Origin of the sequence: Streptomyces milbemycinicus (genome assembly GCF_002154605.1) — a bacterium.
In the GTDB taxonomy this organism is placed as follows: domain Bacteria; phylum Actinomycetota; class Actinomycetes; order Streptomycetales; family Streptomycetaceae; genus Streptomyces; species Streptomyces milbemycinicus.
Map to the genome: position 1 here is coordinate 333 of NZ_MUNE01001213.1, position 578 is coordinate 910.

1 protein-coding gene and 1 pseudogene are annotated in these 578 nt (G+C 68.7%); both read right to left on the reverse strand.

The window, feature by feature from the left end; genetic code table 11:
- Positions 1 to 12: 12 nt before the first annotated feature.
- Positions 13 to 333 carry a DMT family transporter gene (locus CCN51_RS52175; RefSeq protein ID WP_014180625.1) on the reverse strand — a complete coding sequence of 107 codons (321 nt, stop codon included), beginning with the start codon at positions 331 to 333 and terminating at the stop codon, positions 13 to 15.
- Positions 334 to 447: 114 nt separating this feature from the next.
- A pseudogene (locus CCN51_RS52180) lies at positions 448 to 578 on the reverse strand (metal-sulfur cluster biosynthetic enzyme); the annotation flags it as partial.

Below are 578 nucleotides of genomic sequence, written 5' to 3' on the forward strand. Positions count from 1 at the left end.
AGCGGCGAGCCATCAGTGGGCCCCGTCGAGGTTGAGCACGACCACCCCGGCGATCACCAGCAGCACCCCGGTCACCTTGGCGGCGGTGGCGGCCTCCCCGAGGAAGAGCATGCCGATCGCCGCGATGACGGCCGTCCCGGCCCCGGCCCATATGGCGTACGCGGTGCCCATCGAGACGGTCTTGAGCGTCTGCGCGAGCAGCGCGAAGGCGACGAGATAGCCGACCGCGGTGGCCAGTGAGGGCCAGAGCTTGCTGAAGCCGTGGCTGTACTTCATCGAGGTGGTGGCCAGGATCTCGGCGGCGATCGCCCCGGCAAGTGTCAGATATCCCATGCGTACGAGTGTACACAACGATGCGTACGGCCGTACACAACCGGCGCCCGGACAACGCGAACGGCCCCCGCGCGGATCGCGCGGGGGCCGTTCGGGCGTGCGGCTCAGGTGCTGTCAGACGTTGAAGCCGAGGGCGCGAAGCTGCTCACGGCCGTCGTCGGTGATCTTGTCGGGGCCCCACGGCGGCATCCAGACCCAGTTGATGCGCAGCTCGTTGACGATGCCTTCGGTGGCCGACTTCGCCT

Coding starts and splice junctions, on each gene's coding strand:
- CCN51_RS52175 (WP_014180625.1), bottom strand. CDS start 333: ATGGGATATCTGACACTTGCCGGGGCGATCGCCGCCGAGATCCTGGCC.